The sequence below is a fragment of the Mesorhizobium sp. M0052 genome, assembly GCF_040323255.1.
Taxonomy (GTDB): domain Bacteria; phylum Pseudomonadota; class Alphaproteobacteria; order Rhizobiales; family Rhizobiaceae; genus Mesorhizobium.
Genome location: NZ_JAMYUS010000006.1, coordinates 286,740 through 305,222 on the forward strand (window position 1 = coordinate 286,740; position 18,483 = coordinate 305,222).

The window sequence follows — 18,483 nt, forward strand, 5'->3', positions numbered from 1 at the left end:
TCATGGAAAAATCCGGTGCGGATACCGGATTAAGATAGGGCTGCATTGATCTGGAACAACTCCGGAATGAAGCGCCAATTGCCTTTTAGCGGCTCAACCGGCGGAAGTCGAATGCGCCCATTCCCAATAAAGGTCGCGCGCTTTCTTGGCCACCGGCCCGGGCTGCAGATCGCGGTCCTCGATGCGGGTGATCGGCACGACCTTGGAATGATTTCCGGTCGAAAAGATCTCATCGGCTTCGAGAAAGTCGCGCACCGACAGCATCTTCTCCGTGGTCTTGAAGCCGTAATCGCCAAGCAGCGTCATGGTGCGCGAGCGGGTGATGCCGGACAGGAAGGTGCCGTTGGGCGCCGGCGTCAACACGTGGCTGTCCTTGACCAGGAAGATGTTCGAGGTTCCGGTCTCGGCGACATTGCCCAGCATGTCCAGCACCAGCGCATTGTCGAAGCCGCGTCCCTTCGCTTCGAGGATGGCGCGGCCATTGTTGGGATAGAGGCAGCCGGCCTTGGCATTGGTCGGCATGGTCTCGATGGTCGGCCGCCGGAACGGCGACACGGTGATCGAAAAGCCGGTCGGCGAGATCATCGGCGATTCGTAGAGGCAGAGGCAGAAACGGGTCGAGGCCGGATCGGCCGGCACGCCCATATAGCCGCCATGCTCGGCCCAGTACATCGGCCTGATGTAGACCGCTGTCTTGCCGTCGAACTTCTTCAGCCCGTCCCAGGTCAGTCCAACAATCTCATCGGCGCTCATCGACGGCGCGAGGCCGAGCGCGGTCGCCGATGCGTTCACCCTAGCGGCATGCAGCTCGAGATCGGGGGCGACGCCTTCGAACCAGCGGGCGCCGTCGAAGACGCTGGTGCCGAGCCACATGGCGTGGCTGCGCGGACCCAGAATGGCGACGTTGCCTTCGTACCAGTCGCCGTCGACGAAGGTCCATGTCGCCGATAGCGCCGCAGTCGCCAGTGTCATTGTTCGGTTCCGCTTCAAAGCTGCCTGTGCCAAGCATTGGAAGATGCTTTGACCGGCGCCGTCAACCGGCATGGAGCGGTTTTTGTTGAGGCCAGAGCGCCCCAAGAAAGCGATCAAGACTACAATCGATGCTTGCACCTTGCGCCGCCTGCCCTCAAAACTGTCGCCATGCATTACGCGGCTTACGTTTTCGACGCCTATGGCACGTTGTTCGACGTGCACGCCGCCGTGCGCCGTCACGACGGCGAGATCGGCCCTGACGGCCCGCTGCTTTCGGAAATCTGGCGCGCCAAGCAGCTGGAATATTCCTGGGTGCGCACGCTGATGGGCGGCTATGCCGATTTCTGGCAGCTCACCGAACAGGCGCTCGATTTCGCCCTGCGCAAGGTTCCCTCCGCCGACAAGGGACTGAAGGCCAAGCTGCTCGAAGCCTATTGGCGGCTCGACTGCTATCCGGAAGTGCCGGCCGTGCTGAAGGCACTGAAAGCATCCGGCGCCAAGCTCGCAATCCTGTCCAACGGCTCGCCCGAGATGCTGGAAGCGGCGGTCAAGTCGGCCGCCCTCGACCAGGTGCTGGACGATATCTTTTCGGTCGACGCCGTCAGGCGCTTCAAGACCGACCCGTCGACCTACGACATGGTGGCGACGGGCTGGCGACTCTATCCGGGCGCCGTCTCGTTCCAGTCGTCCAACCGCTGGGACATCGCCGGCGCCACCAAATTCGGCTTTCGCACCGTCTGGATCAACCGCGCCAACCAGCCCGAGGAATACCGGGATTTCCCGCCGGCGCTGATCCTGCCGTCGCTTGAAGGCCTGCTGACCGGCGGCTGATCACTCTGTTGCCTTCGAGCAACAGTGGCAGGGCGGTCACAGCTTCGCCTTTGTTTGTCCACCCTCAGGCCAGAATCGGAACCGCCTATCGCGTCAGGCATTGGGGGAGGCCGACCACTGCGCCGCCTGAAGGCATTCACGCTTTCTTGCGATTTGAGACTTAAAAAAGGCAACCATGTTGAAGACCGAAATTGACCACTATCGCCTGAGCCGTCGCGGCTTTCTGAATGCCGCAGCCCTTGGCGCCGCCTCGATTGCGGTCTCCGCCTGCACCACCACCGGACCGGCACCGGCGCCGGTCGAACCGCCACCGCCGACCTATGATGAGCCGCCGCTCGGCGACTATGCGACGATGTACGGCCCGATTTCCGACAGCGGGTTCGAGCTCCCAGCGATCCCGATCAAGAAGATGGACCCGCAGTTCCTGCGCCAGATCGTTCCCGATCCGACCGGCCAGCGGCCAGGTACCATCATCGTCGATACGACCAACCATTTCCTCTATCTGGTGCGCGAAGGCGGCCAGGCGATCCGTTACGGCGTCGGCCTCGGCCGCGCCGGCTTCGAATGGTCGGGAGACGCCGTCGTCCAGTGGAAGCAGAAATGGCCGAAATGGACGCCGCCCGATGAGATGGTTGCCCGCCAGCCTGAACTGGAAGAATACAGCGCCAAGAACGGCGGCATGCCCGGCGGCCTCAAGAACCCGCTCGGCGCCCGCGCGCTCTACCTGTTCCACGACAACGTCGACACGCTCTACCGCCTGCATGGCTCGCCGGAATGGAACTCGATCGGCAAATCCGTCTCGTCAGGCTGCGTGCGCCTGATAAATCAGGACATCATCGACCTCTACGACCGCGTGCCGTCGAAGAGCCCGGTTATCGTGACGTCCGACATCGGCCAGCCGATGGCGGCGAGCGCAAACCGCAGAGCCATCCCGATCGATGGCGGGGTGCCGGATGGCTCGGTCCTGCTCGGCCCGGTGACCTGATCGACTTCATCGATGCCATGAAGCGGCAGGTTCCGCTCCATGCGGCAAACCCCCGCCAGGATCCCGATAGCTTTACGCGAATGCCTGGGGTTCGCATCCAAGATATGCAATGCCGGCAACAGGAGGCCAAAAAAGACGTCCAGACGAACCATGGAGCCGCTGCAATCGGGGCGGCCATGCCCTGTCAATCTCGACGCTGCTGTGTTTCGTTACCGATTGATGTATATTAGACGGGAGTATGATTGCAGAGACATACATTTCATTAGATCATTGATGGCGGGGGAACGCCGATGGTGGGATTTGATTTCGATAGTCCGCCTGCCGACGGCGCCGAGGCCAACCTGTCGGCCGAATGCGAGCGCCAATTGCTGCCGCTCGTCCGCGGAATTGTCGAGGCGGCGGTTGCCGCCGGGTGGAGCCAGGAAGACGTTCTTCTGGCCATGGTCGAGCTGTGCTGGGATCTGTACGAGAAACGCCGAGGCAATCTTTAGCAGGCCTGCGTGAGCCGGATAATTCCGTAGCGCCGGCCAAGCCAGGCCATGTTTTTCTCGCGCAAACTTTTTTCTTCACCTACAATGTTTTTTCTATCCGCGGGATGCGCTACGCTGCCTTTGGGCAGGACTATGGGGGATACAAATTACCGTCCGGATTTCCGGGTTGGCTGTTTGAACGGCACGGAATTTCGATGGGCTGGCAAAGCGGCTGAGGCAAGGCTGAATGAAAAATGCGGGCGAGGTTCAGGAACGCAGCGCAGGCGCCGATCGGGTCGATCGGCACGCCCTCGACACAATCCCCGAAAATGCCAATCCCAGAAGAGCAACCATGCGGGGGAGCGGGACATGCTCTGTCCGCAGCCCTGGATCGCTCCCGGAGGGTCGCCATCGCCGAAGTCGCCTACCTCGCGGGATTTTCGGATCAAGGCCATTTGGCCACCGCCATGAAGAAGCACAAGGGAAAGAAGCCATGATTCGGGCGATAACTGCTGCTGGATCCCGTGACAATGACAGATAGTCGACCAGCTCTGGCAATGGCCGCGCGATCTATATTCGGAATACAATGCTGGATTGTGACGGCACACTATGCACAATAACTAGGCAAAATGGTAAGATAAGATCGGAAAATAGTCAGGTAGCCTTGGCTAAAAATTCAAACCTGTAAATTTATAGTCAAAATCCTGGTAAAATTTTCATTTGAGCTCAAATTCTTCTTTGCAATATAAAGCAGCATCTGTAGGATTCGAAGGAACGCCCAGGAGCAAACGTGAATTCTGGGCGCCTCGATATAGCACAGGATTGGATTGATCGGCGCAGCAGTGGCAGAGACGAAGATGCAACATAGAGGCAACGTCCAGGAAAGCGCCGGGACAGAGCGGCGGCGCGCGGATCGTCGCATCTTCGACGGAATTCCGGAAAGCGCGGGGCGCTACCTGGTCACGTTTCGAGGCGGCGCGGCTCATGTCGTTCATCGGCCGGGATCACACACATTCAAAGCGGCGGAACATTTCGCTTCGGTTCTGCTTGCCCCCTCACCAGGGATAGCGGCATCGCTGGGCAGCGACAAAGTCCACGAATACGACGGCGACGTCGGTATGATCATGGTCGTCCCAGCCGATCTCGGCGGCAAGGTGACCCGGTCATCCACCACGGAAAGCGCAATCGTGGCGCTCACCCCCGAGAGTCTCTTCGAGCTGGCAACGCGTGAATTCGACACCGGCCATGCCGAGCTTCAACCGCCGCCGTACGGGACCGTCGACTTCCAGGCGCTGCAACTCGCGCAGTTGCTAAAGGCGGAACTGACGGATCGGGAAACTCCAAACGACTTCTATGTCGATTCGTTGGTCACCATGTTCGGCGTCCATTTGCTTCGGAACTACGCAGGAGCGCGAAAGTTGCCACAAGCCCCAAAGGGCGGTCTGTCGAACCGCAGCGCCCGGCGGGTGCGGGAATTCCTGGAGGTAAATTTTTCCAGCAAGATCGCGGTGGCCGAGCTGGCCGCACTCTGTGGCCTGTCGCCGAGCCATTTCATCCTGGCATTCACCAAGACTTTTGGCGAGCCGCCGCACAAATACCTGCTGCGGCTGCGTCTCGATTTCGCCGAAAAACTTCTCATCGAGAGCGACCTGTCGATTGCGGAAGTCGCTCATCTCAGTGGATTCTCGGACCAGAGCCACTTGACAGTCACCATGTCCAGATACCGGAACAGAACCCCCAGGCAGGTGAAGCTGCAACGTTAACGCTTGTTGCGGCGCGCATGATTGTCCGTGGCGATACCTCGATTGATCTTCAGTATAGTCGAAGGTTGTGTGGCAGAGCAGTCACAGTTGTCGCGCAGGGACCAAATACCGGATTTTCCTACAAAGATTCCGGATTATTCCAAAATACCTGCACCGCGAATGTGCTCATGGTCGCGATTGAAGTCATTTGGGGCGGGGGAGCAACCAGATGATACAGCATGTCGGATTGTCCCATGGACATTCAATTCGCGGAAATCGAGGTCTTCGCGCCTAAGGCCGAAGCGGCCTGGGCTGCACTGCAACGCCAATACGCCAGCCGGATCAGCGCTGCGGAACTCGACCATCTCCTGGCCTGTTTCGTGCTTGGACTGACCTCTCCGGCTTGTGGTGAAGGCGATCCGGGATTTCATTTCGATCTCTGCCGCGCGCTGGTGGCGGTAAACCTGCCGCCGGAACGGACGGAGGCTGCACTGCATGCGGTTCCAGAACCGACGCAGCCATGGGTCGCGAGCGCCTATCAGCTGATTGAAAAACAAGGCGCGAAGGTCGCTCTCTCGTTGCGGGAGAAGACGCGCAATTTCGAAGATTTTTTGGCCACCGAGGCGAATGGTGCGGCACATCAGAGCGCCTCGGCAATTGCGAGGAAAAACTAGCATGACCAAACGCGTCGAGGGGCGGAGAAGGATCGAACTTTCTTCAAGCTTTGTCGGAAACTGGATCGCGGGCGCGGCCGACAGCCGCTCGGTGCGGCGCCGCCTGATGGCGGTGCTGCGCAACGCGTGCCGCGTGCTCGGCATGCGACGCAAATGTCTGGGGCTTGGCACGCTGGGCAGCGGCAGAATTGCGGCAGCGGCGCTGGGTGCAATCGCATTCGGGAGCATCGCCACCCCGGCGTCCGCGCAGTATGCCGCCGGCGGCGGCACCGCGACGGCCAGTGGCTCAGTCGCTATCGGCCCGGCCGCGACGGCCTCTCAGCTCAATGCTGTTGCGATCGGGACCCGGTCTGTCGGGTCAACGCAATACGCAGTGGCAATCGGCCAGGATGCGCAGGCCACAGGCACCGGCGGCGCGGTGGCGATCGGCGGCGGCGCGATTTCAAACAACATCAATACGGTAGCCATTGGCGTTCAGTCCGACGCCACTGCGGCCGGGGCCAGCGCACTGGGCACAAACTCCCACGCTTCGGGATCGAACTCCACCGCGGTCGGTGTCGGCGCCACGGCCAGCAACAATTATGCGTTCGCCACTGGCTACGGGTCGGTAGCCAGCGCCCAATACGCATACGCCATGGGCTATCAGTCCAGTGCTAGTGGCCTGCGCGGTATGGCGCTTGGATATCAAGCAACCCAGAGCGGAATCGATTCCCTTGCCCAAGGTACCAACGCCAATGCAGGCAGTCAAAACGCCATCGCGATAGGCTTCCAGTCGGTCGCGTCCGATATCAACTCTATCAATATCGGCGCGCGCACCGTTGCGGGGTCAGGGGCCTTGGCCCAAGGCGCCATCGCCCTTGGCACGGATGTCACAGCAAATCAGCAAAACGCCCTTGCCATTGGCGTCCTGACCAAAGCAACGGGAACGAACGCCGCAGCGGTGGGTAGAGGAGCCAGTGCATGGGGCAACCAGTCCATCGCATTCGGCACGGGCGCGCAGGCGGGCGTTCAGGCCAACACGGCTGTGCCCAACAGCATCGCGATCGGTACCAATTCGCTCTCTTCGGGCGCTTTCGCCACGGCGATGGGTGCTACCTCGGTTGCGAGTGGCTCCGCCAGCACAGCGATCGGCAACACGGCTGTCGCCAGCGGCGCGAACGCCTCCTCATTCGGGTCCGGCGCGAATGCGACGGGAGACAATTCTCTTGCCGCCGGTGTCAGCGCCGCCGCTAGCGGGATTGCCAGCACCGCGCTCGGCATCGGCTCCAAGGCCAGTGCCACCAACGCCGTGGCGATCGGTAATGCTGCGGTCGCCAATTCCGCCGACGCGGTTGCCATCGGCACGGCCGCGACGGCCACGGGCGGCAAGGCTGTCGCCATTGGCGCCGGCAACACGGCTTACGGCAACGGCGCGGTCTCCATCGGCGATCCGAGCTATGCCAGCGGCACCGGCGCCTTCACCGGCGGCGCCAACAACATCGCCAACAGCGACGGCACGGCAACCGCCACAGCCGCAAACCAGGCCGCAGGCGCGGTTGCCATCGGCAACAACAACAAGGCCGTCGGGCAAGGCTCCGTGGCGCTGGGCAATGGCTCGACGGCGGGTGCAGCCGGCCTTGCCGGCAATGTCGCGCTGGGCAACGGCGCGACGGCGACGGCAAGCTCCGGCGACGTAGCGCTCGGTTCGGGCTCGGTGACCGCGACGGCGGTCGGCACCAGCGGCGCGACGATCGGCGGCACGGCCTACAGCTTCGCCGGCACGACGCCGACGAGCACTGTCAGCGTCGGCGCGCTCGGCGCGGAGCGGACCATCACCAATGTCGCGGCGGGCCGGCTCAGCAACTCGTCGACCGACGCGATCAACGGCTCGCAGCTGTTTGCGACCAACCAGCAGGTGACGCAGAACACGGCGGCGATCGCCGCCAACACCGCCGACATCACCAATCTCGGCAACACGATCAACAGCATCAGCACCGGCGGCGGCATCAAGTATTTCCATGCCAATTCGACGGCGGCGGACTCGTCCGCAACGGGCACGGACTCCGTTGCTATCGGACCAGTCGCGACCGCGACGGGGACAAACGCCATCGCGGCCGGCACCAATTCGAGCGCCTCCGACGCCAACGCCTCGGCCTTCGGCAGCGGCGCCGTCGCATCGGCGCTTGACGCAACGGCGATGGGATACATCTCCAAGGCCACGGGCCAATACAGCACCGCCGTCGGCGCCAACGCCAATGCCACAGCCACGTCCAGCACCGCGATCGGCCAGAACGCGTTTGCAACCGCCTTTCAAGCGACCGCTCTCGGGGTAGGAGCGAATGCCGGCGCCCAGAATGCAATCGCGCTGGGCGCCCTCGCCAACGCCAGCAACGCCGGCGACGTGGCGCTCGGCTCGGGCTCGGTAACCGCCGCGGCGGTCGGCACCGCCGGCACGACGATCGGCGGCGTCGCCTACAACTTCGCCGGCACGACGCCGGCAAGCACCGTCAGCGTCGGCGCGGTCGGCGCGGAACGCACCATCACCAATGTCGCGGCGGGCCGGCTCAGCAATTCGTCGACCGACGCGATCAACGGCTCGCAGCTCTTCGCCACCAACCAGCAGGTGACGCAGAATACGACCGACATCGCCGCCAACACCGCCGACATCACCAATCTCGGCAACACGATCAACAGCATCAGCACGGGCGGCGGCATCAAGTATTTCCACGCCAATTCGACGCTGGCGGATTCGCAGGCGCTGGGGACGGATTCCGTTGCCATCGGCCCGAATGCTGTTGCCAACAATGCCGGCGACGTGGCGATCGGCGCGAATGCGGTGTCGACCGTGACGACGGCTGTCGGCGGCACCACGATCGGCGGCGTTGCCTACACCTTCGCCGGCGCAACGCCCGCGGGTGCATTCTCGGTCGGCTCGGTGGGCGCCGAACGCCAAATCCAGAACGTCGCGGCCGGGCAGTTGAGCGGCTCCTCGACCGATGCGGTCAATGGTTCGCAGCTGTTTGCGACCAACCAGCAGGTGACGCAGAACACCACCGATATCGCCGCCAATACTGCTGACATCACCAATCTCGGCAATTCGATCAGCAATATTGCCGGCGACACCTCGCTGGCCTACACCGACGCCAATGGCGACGGCATCCGCTATGTGCGCACCAACGACAGGACGCTTGCCGTCGCGGACTCCTTCGCGCAAGGGATCGGCTCTTCCGCCCTGGGCTACCAGGCGACCGCGAGCGCCGACAATGCGCTGGCGCTCGGCCGCGACACCCAGGCCAGCGTCATCGGCGGCGTGGCGCTTGGCGCCGGCTCGGTTTCGGATCGGGCGGTCGCGCCCGTATCGGGGTCGATCCTCTCCGGCACCGGCCTCATTCCCTACAACACCGCGGACATGAGCCTGCTCGGCGCCGTCTCGGTCGGCACCTCCACCTCCTATCGCCAGATCATCAACGTGGCCGACGGCACGCAGGACCAGGACGCGGTCACGCTTCGCCAGTTGAAGGGCGCGCTGAGCTCGTTCGCGGTGACGGGGAGCCTGTACTTCCATGCCAATTCGACGGCAGCGGATTCGCTCGCGGTCGGCGTCGATTCGGTTGCGGTCGGTCCGCGCACCACCGTCAATGGCGACAATGGCATCGGCATCGGCAACGGCGCCATCGTGCAGCAGACGGCGCCGGGAGGCATCGCGATCGGCCAGAATTCGACGGTCAACCAGGCCGACAGCATCGCCCTCGGCACCAACGCGACCACCAACGGAGCGCAGGCGGTGGCGCTCGGCGCCGGCGCAAAGGCCAACGAGCCGGGCAGCGTCGCGCTCGGCGCGGGCTCGACGACGGCGGCGGCGGTCGCCACCACCGGCACCACGATCAACGGCGTTGCCTATACCTTCGCCGGAACAGCTCCGACCAGCACGGTCAGCGTCGGCACCGTCGGCAACGAGCGCACCGTCACCAATGTCGCGGCGGGCCGGATCAGCGGCACCTCCACCGACGCCATCAACGGCAGCCAGCTCTTCGCCACCAACCAGGCGGTCGAAGCCATGCAGGGTAGCGTCGGCGACCTGAATCAGTTCGCCGTCCAGTACGACAAGGACGGGAACGGCAACAAGTCCAACTCGATTACCCTTGCCGGCGGCGACCCGAACACGCCGGTGGTCATCCACAATGTCGGGCCGGGCGTTGCCAACACCGATGCGGTCAATGTTCAGCAGTTCAACAGCGGGTTAGCACTCAACCTAGACAATTCGAAGAACTACACCAACCAGGTGGCGGCCACCACGCTGCAGCAAGCCAATGCGTATGCGGACTCCAAACTCAGCCAGCTCAACATGGACATGGGAGAGGTCAGGGGCGAGGCGCGCCAGGCTGCGGCAATCGGCTTGGCGGCCGGCTCGCTGCGCTACGACGATCGTCCCGGCAAGCTGAGCGTGGCCGCCGGCGGAGGCTATTGGCGCGGTGAAGGCGCCCTGGCCTTCGGCGCCGGCTACACCAGCGAGGAAGGACGTGTTCGAGCGAACCTGTCCGGTACGACGGCAGGCGGACACTGGGGTGTCGGCGCGGGCGTCAGCCTTACGCTGAACTAGAGCCCGGCCATGATCAGGCAGGCAGTCCTTGCTGTCGCGATATCCATGACGTCAATGCTCCTGTCCGGCCCGTTAGCGGCCGGGCAGGAAGCAATCCCTTCCGGCTACAGGGTAAAACCTTCCGACGTAGCGATCCCTGCGGATGCGAAGCTTGGCGAATATCAACGGACCACCCGTCCGTTCGAGAACTGGACGCTGATCTGCGACGAGAACCTGAAGGCGCGCCAAAAGGTCTGCAATGTCACCCAGATCATCGAGGACCAGGCAGGACAGGTTGCGTTCAGCTGGTCGCTTGCCGCCACCAAGGAAGGCAACCCCTACATGATCTTGCGCGCCCCGCCGATCGCCAAGAGCGACGCTCCTGTCTCGCTGACATTCGAGGGGCGCAAGGAGCCGATAAAAATTCAACTCGACGGATGCAATCAGGCCGTCTGCGTCGGCATGCTGCCGGTTGGTCCGATCATGCGCGAACAGATTTCGAAGGCCGCGGCATCCGTCATCTCCTTCCCGACCACGGATGGCAGGACGATCAACGTAACCGCGACCCTCAAGGGCTTGGCCGCGGCCGTTGCGGCGATCAATTGACGAGGCAATCGCGATGAACCAGCAATCGATCCATGACCGGATAATGTCCCGCAACCAGGGAAAGGATGCTGTCCGGGTCGGCATCGAAGACCGGAGCAGACCGCAACGAAACCGCGCGAGGACCGCTGTCTTCTCGTTGCTCGCCATTGCCGTCGTCGCCACGGCCGGCTTCGCGGCCATGCGCTACGACCTGCTCCACAATTTACTGCCGCAGCCGGCGGTCGCGGAGACCAACCAGCCCAATCCGGCCCTGGCCGAGACGCCATTTCTGCAACACGCCAAAGAGGCAGGCTTGCAGTCTTGTTCCAACATTTTCCCAGCCCTTGGGCAGATGCTGACGACCGGCACGACGTACAGCGTCCAGTCGATCTGGAACAACGAGGCCCCCGACAAACACCTCGTGGAAGCCTTGGTCGGCATGAACTACGCTACACAGGGCTACAGCGGCCCGGCGGCAGGTCTGGTGTTCGCGGCACCCACCGCATCCGTTTGCGAAGGTACGATGGTCAGGGTGGCGCCATTCGCGGCCAATTGCGCCGATGTTCCGGCCCTGCTTCCGAAAGACAGCAAGCTCGCCAACAATCTTGGACAAATCAGCGTCTATGAACTGGCCAATGGAGGGGGCAACGCGATGCTGCTGCCAACCGGCAACAGCTGCGTCGTCATTTCCGTGGCCTCGGCAGCAGGTAAACAAGGAGGCGTACAATGAGGGTGAATTCCGCCATTGCGGCGATCGGCATGCTGTTGCTTTGCGCCGGGCGGCTGGGCGCGGCGGACCTAGCCCCGGCGGCGGACGTGCCCGAGCCGCCGGCCCAGGAGGAGAGAGGCATCTGGGCGGCGATCGCCTATTCGAGCCCCGACGAGAAGCACGGCTTCTTTTGGGGCGCCGACAAGCGGCAGGAGGCGATGGACATCGCGCTGAAGCATTGCCAGAACGCCGGCGGCGGCAGCTGCGCCGTGGTCAGCGTATTCCGCAATCATCGCCATTGGGACGATGACGACAATACCGGCTTTCCCTACAAGCATTGCGGCGCCCTCGCCGTAGGCGAGAAGCCGGAAGGGCGGCTGACCAGTTGGGGCGCCGAGACGGCGCAAACACGCCGGGATGCCGAAGACCTGACACTGCAGGCGTGCGAGCGGAACGGACAAAAATGCAAGATCCGCGAGTGGGTGTGCACATGACGCATCAGAGCGAAGCAGCGGAACGCCAATCGAGGCGCATGTTTGCACTCAGCGTAGCGCCGTGCTCAAGCGGGGTCAGCCCTTTGCCGTGATGCGCATCGACGGTATGCGACACCGGCTCGAAGCAGAAGAAATCGGCATCCTGCGACGGCGAATAGAGGATGAAGACGTCGAGCAATGGCGAGGCGGTGAGCGAGATGGCGATCCTGTCCTCGGGCCGGGTGATCCTGGCGCGGCGGTCCCAGCCGTCGAAGGCGTTGTTGACCCAGCTTCGCGGCAACAGGGAGGCGTTCGAGAAATTCCACGCGGGGTAATCGGCCACCGGCGCCACGCCGACCGGCAGATGATGCTTGTCCTCCAGCCAGACCCGCGCCGCCTTCGCCTCGAGCGTCGTTCCGGCGCTGCGCGGGAACCACGGATGAAAGCCGAGCCCGTAAGGCAGGCGAATGCCGGTGCGATTCTCCACCGTGAGCGTGGCATCCAAGGCCCCGTCATGCAGCGCATAGGCGACCCGCGCCGTATATCGGTAGGGGCCGATTTCACCGGCGTCGAGGACCAGTTCTGCCTCGGTGGCGCTGTGGCTGGCAATCCGCCACTCCCTCTGGAAGCCGTCGCCATGGATTGGAAAGGCCTCCCCCGGCACGTTCGGCTCGATCGCATGGAAGCGGCCGTCGAAGGCGAAACCGCCGCCTGAGATGCGGTTCGACCAGGGAACCAGAAGCTGGCAGCCGGAGGCGCCGGTGCCATCGTCGGGGCGGAGCAGCGGCACCGTTGCGCCGCCGACCAGTGCGTCGAAGCGGGCGATCGCCGCGCCCTTTTGCGGCGCCAGGACCAGACGGGCGCGGTCGTCGCGCAGTTCCAGGAGGCCGGCCATCCCTTACCAACCGCCGTCGATGGCGATGTTCTGGCCGCTGATCATGTCCGAGGCGGGCTGGCTGACACTTTTCACCGCCCCCTGGACAGGCTGCCCAGAATCCCGCGCACGATCGCGCGGCCGACCGACGAGCCGACCGAGCGCACGACAGCTTTGATCGCGGCTTCGGCCACCGTCTGGCGGTTGGACGGGCGCGGCGCCGGCACGCGCCGGCCACCGGATTGCGGTGGCGGCGAACCGTCATTGCCGAAGCCGGGGATGGTCCAGCGTGAGCGGCCGCTGTCGGCCGGCTGTGCCTGTTCTTCCGCCTCCTGCGCGCCCATGGCTTTCTTCTGCAGCATCTCGAAGGCCGATTCGCGGTCGATGGTCTGGTCGTACTGGCCCGCGACCGGGCTCTGGTCGATCAGCTTGCGGCGCTCGTCCGCCGTGATCGGGCCAAGCCTGGACGACGGCGGCCGGATCAATGTCCGCTGCACCATGGACGGCACGCCCTTGACCTCCAGCGTCGAGACCAGCGCCTCGCCGGTGCCGAGCTGGGTGATGGCGGTGGCGCAGTCGAAATCGGGATTGGGCCGGAAGGTGTCGGCGGCGGTCTTGACCGCCTGCTGCTCACGCGGCGTATAGGCGCGCAGCGCGTGCTGGACACGATTACCGAGCTGGGCGAGAACCTTTTCAGGGATATCCAAGGGGTTCTGCGTGACGAAATAGACGCCGACGCCTTTCGAGCGGATCAAGCGAACCACCTGCTCGACGCGGTCGATCAGCACCTTCGGCGCTTCGTCGAAAAGCAGATGCGCCTCGTCGAAGAAGAACACCAGCTTCGGCCTGTCGGGATCGCCAACCTCGGGCAATTCCTCAAACAGCTCCGACATCAGCCAGAGCAGGAAGGTGGCGTAGAGCCTGGGGTTCATCATCAGTCTGTCGGCGGCAAGCACGCTGATGGCGCCACGGCCGTCGCGGGTGGTGCGCATGATGTCGGCGATGCGCAAGGCCGGTTCGCCGAAGAAATGCGCCGCACCCTGCTGTTCCAGCACCAGAAGCGTGCGCTGGATTGCGCCGACCGACGGCTTGGTGACATTGCCGTAGCGCGAGCTGATCTCGTCGGCGCGCTCGGCGATGTTGGCCAGCAGCGCCTGCAGATCCTTCATGTCGAGCAGCAGCAGGCCATCCTCATCGGCGATGCGGAAGGCGATGTTCATGATGCCTTCCTGCGCTTCGGAGAGGTTCATCAGCCGCGACAGAAGCAGCGGCCCCATTTCCGAGACGGTGGCGCGGATCGGATGGCCCTGCTCGCCGAACAGGTCCCAGAAGATGACCGGGAATTCCTGGAAGTCATAGGGATCGAGCTTGACCTGCTCGGCCCGCTTGACCAGGAAATCCTGCGCCTTGCCCATCATGGCGATGCCAGACAGGTCGCCCTTGATATCGGCGCAGAACACAGGCACGCCGGCATTGGAAAACCCCTCGGCCAGGATCTGCAGGCTAACCGTCTTGCCGGTGCCGGTGGCGCCGGTGATCAGGCCATGGCGGTTCCCATATTGCAGCAAGAGCTGTTCGGCGCGCTGATAGCTGTCGTCGGGCTTGCGGCTGGCGCCGAGGAAAATGCTGGTGTCGTCAGCCATATGACCATGTCTCCGCAAACTGATGTGTTAAAAGCCTGTGGCCGTGCCGCAGGGTATAGTCAGGCCATTGCGCAGCGACAATGCTATTCTCCAATTGGGCTATCCATCCAGTTGGCTATTCATCCAGATTGGGCCAATCGTCTAAATTGAACCAATCCTCCAAATCGGCTTTTTGGAACTTGCGGATTTTGCCGCTGTTTGGCAATCGTTCATGGTTCGTCCACGCAGGCTGCCCTATGTCAGGGAAGCGAATCCCAACCGCGCAAGCGCATTGCATTGCGATATCTGGCAGGGAACCGTAGACTGGACGGCTGACGCTGGTGCGGCCGCATAAAAACGAGGAGCATGGATGGGCGCCGGAGCCTTGACCAGGAGTGTCGAACCCGCTGACGTCGAGCGCCAGCGTTGGCTGGCCTTGGCCGAAAAGGCGCTCGCCGGCGCCTCCTTCGAGGAAAAACTGGTCTCGCATACCGACGATCAGATTCGCATCGAACCGCTCTACGATCGCGCCGCCGGCGCCGAGCCGCTTGTGCGCGCCAACCCCAAATTGCCCTGGATCGTCAGCCAGCGCATTGACGATCCCGATATCGGCCGCGCCAAGGCGCAGGCCCTGGACGATGTGGCACAAGGCGCGACGGGATTGTCGCTTGTCTTCGAAGGTGCTCCGAATGCGTTCGGCTATGGCCTGCCGAGGACGGCGCAGGCGCTGGAGACGGTGCTGGACGGCGTACCGCTAAACCGCACGCAGATCCGCATCGACGCCCATCCCTGGAGCCGTGCCGTCGCTGACTGGCTGGTGGCGTTCCTGAGCAAGCGCCGCTCCGACCCGGCAAAGCTGAACCTCTCCTTCGGCATCGACCCGGCGGCAATCTTTGCCGGAACCGGCCGGCTGCGCATGTCGATCGAGGCGTTGCAGGCATCGATGCCGCAATCACTGGCGCATTTCTTCTCGCTGGGCGTGCCGGGTGTGCTGCTGGAGGCGGATGGGCGAGTGTTCCACAATGCCGGCGCCACGGAGGCGCAGGAACTCGGCACCATGCTCGCTTCCGCCGTCTCCTACCTCAGGATGTTCGAGGATGCGCGCCAGCCGCTTGTCTATGCCGCTCCCCATATCGGCTTTGCGCTGAGCGTCGACCAGGACCAGTTCCTGTCCATGGCCAAGGTCCGGGCCTTGCGCAGGCTGTGGGCGCGCATCCAGGAAACCTGTTCCATCCCGGCATCGGCAGCCAACATCCATGCCGAGACGTCGTTCCGCATGATGACGGCGGCGGATCCCGAAACCAACATCCTGCGCACCACCATTGCCAGCTTTGCGGCGGCAGCAGGCGGCGCGGATTCGATCTCAATCCTGCCACACACCATCGCCCACGGGCTGCCGGCCGGCTTTGCCCGCCGCGTCGCACGCAATGCACAGTTGATCATGGCCAATGAAAGCCATATCGACCATGTCGCCGACCCAGCCTTGGGGTCGGGCGCAGTCGAGGCGCTGACCCTGGGCCTGTGCGAAGCGGCGTGGGAAGAGTTCCAGCGGATCGAAGCGGAAGGCGGCGTTCTGGCAAGCCTGCAGCAAGGGCATATCCAGAAGCGCGTCACGGCAGCATCCGAGCGCCGCGCCGAGGCCTACCGGTCGGGTGAACGGGTAATCATCGGCACCACGCTTTACCCGCTGAAAAACGATGCCCCGGTCGAGACGCTGGCGGCTGAGCGGCGGCCGCCTTTCACAGAGGGCGTGGCGGTGTGCGAGGCGCTGTTTCCCGTCCGCATCGACCAGGCAATCGGAGCCGCACAGTGATCCCGGATTTCAGCCATGTTGGCTGGTCGGCGCCACGGCGAGCGCCGGTCGAGGTCAAGGGCCAGCGGCTGACGCCGGAAGGCATCGCCGTCAAGCATCTCTACAGCCAGGGCGATCTCAAGGGGCTGCCGCATCTCGACACCTATCCGGGAATGCCGCCCTTCGTGCGCGGTCCCTACCCGACCATGTATGTCCAGCAGCCGTGGACGATCCGGCAATATGCCGGCTTCTCGACGGCCGAGGAATCCAACGCCTTCTACCGGCGCAATCTCGCCGCCGGCCAAAAGGGCCTTTCGGTCGCTTTCGATCTGCCCACCCATCGCGGCTATGACAGCGACCATCCGCGTGTATCAGGCGATGTCGGCATGGCGGGCGTGGCCATCGATTCCATCCTCGACATGCGGCAATTGTTCGACGGCATCCCGCTGGGCGAGATGACGGTGTCGATGACCATGAACGGCGCGGTGCTGCCGATCATGGCGCTCTATATCGTTGCGGCCGAAGAACAAGGAGTTGCGCAGAAGGATCTCGCCGGCACCATTCAGAACGACATTCTGAAGGAGTTCATGGTCCGCAACACCTACATCTATCCGCCGAAGCCCTCGATGCGGATCGTGTCTGACATCTTCTCCTATACCTCCCAGCACATGCCGAAGTTCAATTCGATCTCGATCTCCGGCTATCACATGCAGGAGGCCGGCGCGACCGCGGACCTGGAGCTCGCCTACACCATCGCCGACGGCATCGAATATGCCCGCGCCGGCGTCGCCGCCGGGCTCGATATCGACCGTTTCGCCCCGCGGCTTTCCTTCTTCTGGGCGGTCGGCATGAACTTCTTCATGGAGATCGCCAAGCTCCGCGCGGCGCGCCTGCTGTGGGCGACCCTGATGCAGAAGAATTTTGCACCGAAGGATGAACGCTCGCTGTCGCTGCGCACCCATTGCCAGACCTCCGGCTGGTCGCTGACGGCGCAGGACCCCTACAACAACATCACCCGCACCATGATCGAGGCGATGGCGGCGACGCAGGGACATACCCAGTCGCTGCACACCAACTCGTTCGACGAGGCGATGGCGCTGCCGACCGACCACTCGGCCCGCATCGCCCGCAACACGCAGCTGATCCTGCAAAAGGAATCCGGCACCACCCGCATCATCGATCCGTGGGGCGGCTCGGCCTATATCGAACGGCTGACGCACGATCTGGCGGCGCGTGCGCTCGCCCACATCGAAGAGGTCGAGGCGCTTGGCGGCATGGCGGCGGCAACCGAACAGGGCATTCCAAAACTGCGCATCGAGGAAGCGGCGGCGCGCACGCAGGCGCGTATCGATTCCGGCGAGCAGATACTGGTTGGCGTAAACGCGCATCGCCCCGAGAACAACATCGAGGTCGACGTGCTGAAGATCGACAATGCCGAGGTCAAGGCCCGACAGTTGTCGAAGCTGCAGAACCTGAAAGGCACGCGCAATGTCGGCGCGGTCGAGAGCGCGCTCGATGCGCTGACCCGCGCTGCGCAGGGTAACGGAAACCTGCTGGAATTTGCCATCCGCGCCGCGCGCGCCTATGCCACGGTCGGCGAGATCTCGCTGGCGCTCGAAAAGGTCTTTGGCCGTCACGTCGCCTCGGTGCAAACGATCTCCGGCGTTTATCGCAATGCGCTTGGCGACAATCTGACGGTCGACCGATTGCTGGAGAAGCTCGAAGCTTTCGAGAAGAAGTCCGGCGGCAAGCCGCGCATCCTGGTCGCAAAGATGGGACAGGACGGCCACGACCGTGGCCAGAAGGTGATCGCCACGGCCTTCGCCGATCTCGGCTTCGACGTCACGGTCGGCGCGATGTTCCAGACACCCGACGAGATCGCGAGACTGGCGGTGGCGCAGGACGTCCATGTCATCGGCGCCTCATCGCTGGCGGCGGGGCACCTGACGCTGATCCCCGAACTACGCGACGCGCTGAAGAAGCTCGGCCGCAGCGACATGCTGATCGTCGCCGGCGGCGTCATCCCGCCGCAGGATTACGGCGCAGTGCTGGAAGCGGGTGCCGCGGAAATCTTCCCGCCAGGGACGGTTATCCCGGAGGCTGCGGATCGGTTGCTGGACCGGCTGCTGGCGGGCTGATTGAAACAGTTGCACTGCTTATCAAAGTTGCGTTACAATATCGGGCGCAACCTATGGT

Annotated in this window: 14 protein-coding genes; 11 read left to right on the plus strand and 3 right to left on the minus strand. The window is 63.5% G+C overall.

Annotation, left to right across the window (positions count from 1 at the left end; genetic code table 11):
* Positions 1–93: 93 nt before the first annotated feature.
* Positions 94–972, minus strand: coding sequence for a branched-chain amino acid aminotransferase (locus tag NKJ77_RS10665; RefSeq protein ID WP_023673688.1), 879 nt, complete (start codon positions 970–972; stop codon positions 94–96).
* A 168-nt stretch (positions 973–1,140) separates the two neighbouring features.
* Between NKJ77_RS10665 and NKJ77_RS10670 the strand changes: the two genes are divergently transcribed.
* The 9 genes from NKJ77_RS10670 to NKJ77_RS10710 all read left to right on the plus strand — a co-directional run bounded on the left by NKJ77_RS10670 (position 1,141) and on the right by NKJ77_RS10710 (position 12,020).
* Positions 1,141–1,803: a haloacid dehalogenase type II gene (locus tag NKJ77_RS10670; RefSeq protein ID WP_023743721.1), complete on the plus strand. Its 663-nt coding sequence runs from the start codon at positions 1,141–1,143 to the stop codon at positions 1,801–1,803.
* 175 nt (positions 1,804–1,978) lie between these two features.
* Positions 1,979–2,788: a L,D-transpeptidase gene (locus NKJ77_RS10675; RefSeq protein ID WP_352521879.1), complete on the plus strand. Its 810-nt coding sequence runs from the start codon at positions 1,979–1,981 to the stop codon at positions 2,786–2,788.
* A gap of 290 nt (positions 2,789–3,078) precedes the next feature.
* The gene (locus tag NKJ77_RS10680) at positions 3,079–3,279 is read left to right on the plus strand and encodes a hypothetical protein (protein WP_023702206.1); all 201 of its coding nucleotides are present in this window, start codon (positions 3,079–3,081) and stop codon (positions 3,277–3,279) included.
* 806 nt (positions 3,280–4,085) lie between these two features.
* Positions 4,086–5,021, plus strand: coding sequence for a helix-turn-helix domain-containing protein (locus NKJ77_RS10685; protein ID WP_023752755.1), 936 nt, complete (start codon positions 4,086–4,088; stop codon positions 5,019–5,021).
* 233 nt (positions 5,022–5,254) lie between these two features.
* A complete protein-coding gene (locus NKJ77_RS10690; protein WP_023805726.1) occupies positions 5,255–5,674 on the plus strand; it encodes a hypothetical protein in 420 nt (139 codons plus the stop codon).
* 1 nt (position 5,675) lies between these two features.
* The gene (locus NKJ77_RS10695) at positions 5,676–10,253 is read left to right on the plus strand and encodes a YadA-like family protein (protein ID WP_352535153.1); all 4,578 of its coding nucleotides are present in this window, start codon (positions 5,676–5,678) and stop codon (positions 10,251–10,253) included.
* A gap of 9 nt (positions 10,254–10,262) precedes the next feature.
* Positions 10,263–10,838 (plus strand): invasion associated locus B family protein, encoded by a 576-nt coding sequence (locus tag NKJ77_RS10700; protein ID WP_023670757.1) that lies wholly within the window; start codon positions 10,263–10,265, stop codon positions 10,836–10,838.
* Between the two features lie 13 nt (positions 10,839–10,851).
* A complete protein-coding gene (locus NKJ77_RS10705) occupies positions 10,852–11,547 on the plus strand; it encodes a hypothetical protein (RefSeq protein WP_023727661.1) in 696 nt (231 codons plus the stop codon).
* Positions 11,544–12,020 (plus strand): DUF4189 domain-containing protein, encoded by a 477-nt coding sequence (locus tag NKJ77_RS10710; protein WP_023687219.1) that lies wholly within the window; start codon positions 11,544–11,546, stop codon positions 12,018–12,020. Before NKJ77_RS10705 ends, NKJ77_RS10710 begins: the two co-directional genes overlap by 4 nt.
* Positions 12,021–12,024: 4 nt before the next feature.
* Here NKJ77_RS10710 and NKJ77_RS10715 read toward each other — a convergent pair whose 3' ends face one another.
* Together NKJ77_RS10715 and NKJ77_RS10720 are read right to left on the minus strand one after the other, a co-directional pair.
* Positions 12,025–12,894: an aldose 1-epimerase gene (locus NKJ77_RS10715; RefSeq protein WP_023702211.1), complete on the minus strand. Its 870-nt coding sequence runs from the start codon at positions 12,892–12,894 to the stop codon at positions 12,025–12,027.
* A 71-nt stretch (positions 12,895–12,965) separates the two neighbouring features.
* Entirely contained in the window at positions 12,966–14,516 is a 1,551-nt protein-coding gene (locus NKJ77_RS10720; protein ID WP_023832441.1) for a helicase HerA-like C-terminal domain-containing protein, read from the minus strand.
* A 349-nt stretch (positions 14,517–14,865) separates the two neighbouring features.
* Here NKJ77_RS10720 and NKJ77_RS10725 point away from each other — a divergent pair, with 349 nt between their 5' ends.
* Positions 14,866–16,308, plus strand: coding sequence for a methylmalonyl-CoA mutase subunit beta (locus tag NKJ77_RS10725; protein ID WP_352535156.1), 1,443 nt, complete (start codon positions 14,866–14,868; stop codon positions 16,306–16,308).
* A complete protein-coding gene (gene scpA / locus NKJ77_RS10730; protein WP_352535158.1) occupies positions 16,305–18,425 on the plus strand; it encodes a methylmalonyl-CoA mutase in 2,121 nt (706 codons plus the stop codon). The genes NKJ77_RS10725 and scpA overlap by 4 nt, the downstream gene beginning before the upstream one ends.
* Positions 18,426–18,483 lie beyond the last annotated feature (58 nt).

Bases quoted from the DNA above. Each gene is read 5' to 3' on its own strand.
- NKJ77_RS10670 (WP_023743721.1), top strand. From the start codon at position 1,141: ATGCATTACGCGGCTTACGTTTTCGACGCCTATGGCACGTTGTTCGAC.
- NKJ77_RS10665 (WP_023673688.1), bottom strand. From the start codon at position 972: ATGACACTGGCGACTGCGGCGCTATCGGCGACATGGACCTTCGTCGAC.
- NKJ77_RS10690 (WP_023805726.1), top strand. From the start codon at position 5,255: ATGGACATTCAATTCGCGGAAATCGAGGTCTTCGCGCCTAAGGCCGAA.
- NKJ77_RS10705 (WP_023727661.1), top strand. From the start codon at position 10,852: ATGAACCAGCAATCGATCCATGACCGGATAATGTCCCGCAACCAGGGA.
- NKJ77_RS10675 (WP_352521879.1), top strand. From the start codon at position 1,979: ATGTTGAAGACCGAAATTGACCACTATCGCCTGAGCCGTCGCGGCTTT.
- NKJ77_RS10715 (WP_023702211.1), bottom strand. From the start codon at position 12,894: ATGGCCGGCCTCCTGGAACTGCGCGACGACCGCGCCCGTCTGGTCCTG.
- NKJ77_RS10680 (WP_023702206.1), top strand. From the start codon at position 3,079: ATGGTGGGATTTGATTTCGATAGTCCGCCTGCCGACGGCGCCGAGGCC.
- NKJ77_RS10720 (WP_023832441.1), bottom strand. From the start codon at position 14,516: ATGGCTGACGACACCAGCATTTTCCTCGGCGCCAGCCGCAAGCCCGAC.
- NKJ77_RS10725 (WP_352535156.1), top strand. From the start codon at position 14,866: ATGGGCGCCGGAGCCTTGACCAGGAGTGTCGAACCCGCTGACGTCGAG.
- NKJ77_RS10700 (WP_023670757.1), top strand. From the start codon at position 10,263: ATGATCAGGCAGGCAGTCCTTGCTGTCGCGATATCCATGACGTCAATG.
- NKJ77_RS10695 (WP_352535153.1), top strand. From the start codon at position 5,676: ATGACCAAACGCGTCGAGGGGCGGAGAAGGATCGAACTTTCTTCAAGC.
- NKJ77_RS10710 (WP_023687219.1), top strand. From the start codon at position 11,544: ATGAGGGTGAATTCCGCCATTGCGGCGATCGGCATGCTGTTGCTTTGC.